We start from the raw sequence: 1,595 nt of genomic DNA, 5'->3' as shown, positions 1-1,595 counted from the left end.
CTAATGCCTGAAAACCCAAACGGAAAGGAGATAGTAACCACTGTAACCAAGTCTTACGATTGCCCTCTCGTTCTCCAATAGGTTTGAGGAAAAAGGCTGCCAATAAGGGAATTAGGGTAATAGAAACCACTAACGAAGCAATAAAGGCAAACACCATCGGTAAGATTAGCCCCGCAAACATCAGCCCTGTTAAGCCTCCAGACAGGATAGTAGGTAACAAAGCTGCTATCATCACGCAACTTGCAGCAGCACTAGCTAAAAATACTTCTCCCGTACCCTGAATGGCTGCCTGTCGGGGTGTTTTGCCTTCTTTGAGTTTGCGATCTATGGAATCAATTACGATGATCGAATCATCAACTAATTTCCCAATTGCCATCATCATCCCCACCAAGGTTGAGGAGTTAAGGGACATAGAAAAGGGAATAAACGGCAGCATCGAAAGAGCGAGGGTTGTGGGAATGGAAATCATGACGATCGCCGTTGCCCAAAAATCTTCTAAAAATAGCAGGATAACTAACCCCGCTAGTGCCACACTAATTAATAGTTCTCCCGTAGTGCTATCTTTGATTAACTCAACCAGGAAGGAATTGTCATAGGCTACTTCAAACTCCAAACCTGGATACTGAGATTCAATCTTCTCTAATTCTTTTCTAACTCTAGTAATCACTTGTGGGGAACTAGAGTCGGGTTTTTGAATGACGTTAACTGCTAAAGCAGATTCGCCATTGTAACGATAGGCACTGCGACGCTCTTCGTAGGTATCCTTTACCTCTGCCACATCTCGAACATAAACAATTTGCCCGTCCATTTCCAAGATGGGGTAATTCCTGACTACCCCAGCATTCAAGGCGCGATCGTCCGCCCGTACTAATATCTCCTCGCCCCCTTGAGTTAAGACTCCCGCACCCTTACTAACATTATTATTGTCAATCGCATCTCTAACCTGAAGAATCGAAAGTCCGTATGCTGCTAACTTCTGGCGAGCGACATTTACCTGTAGCTGTCGCCGATAACCCCCTGTGATAAATACCGACTGAACATCTTGTACGCTTGTCAGGCGATCGACCAAAGTATTGTCGGCAAATTCCCGCAGCTTCACCCGATCCCAACCTGACCCCTTGAGTGCCAGAGTCAGAACGGGACGATTTAAAGGATCGATGGGCAGCACCCAATAGGAACGAGTATTAATCCCATCAATAGGTAAGTCTCCCTCGGCAGACTTCATCACGCTTTGAACGTCCCGAACTGCCTTATCAACGTCACCACCCCAAGCAAACTGCACCGTCACCAGAGATAAATCCTGCTGGGAACTAGAACGCACAAAACGCACCCCATCCAAAACAGTCATGCGCTGCTCGATGGGTTTACTGATATAGGTTTCCACCTCCATCGGGGAAGAACCAGGAGTTCTGGTAATTACGGCTACCAGGGGACTCTGTACGTAAGGCATCATCCGCACGGGAATGACTATTAAGGTGAGAACAGAGAGAATCAGCACTCCGATATAGAGGGCTACAGTAATAACGGGATTGCGGATAGACCAACGGGTGAAAAAAGTTTTCATGGGATCGTGATGTTAGTTGACTACTTATCTG

At 46.4% G+C, this 1,595-nt stretch carries 1 protein-coding gene; it reads right to left on the bottom strand.

Going from position 1 to position 1,595, the window contains the following annotated elements:
• Positions 1-1,564, bottom strand: a 1,564-nt coding sequence (locus H1P_RS35445) for an efflux RND transporter permease subunit (protein ID WP_144876487.1), incomplete at its 3' end; no start/stop codon positions are given.
• Between the last annotated feature and the right edge of the window lie 31 nt (positions 1,565-1,595).

Source organism: Hyella patelloides LEGE 07179 (assembly GCF_900659865.1).
Lineage (GTDB): Bacteria > Cyanobacteriota > Cyanobacteriia > Cyanobacteriales > Xenococcaceae > Hyella > Hyella patelloides.
This window is presented reverse-complemented; position numbering and strand designations above follow the sequence as displayed.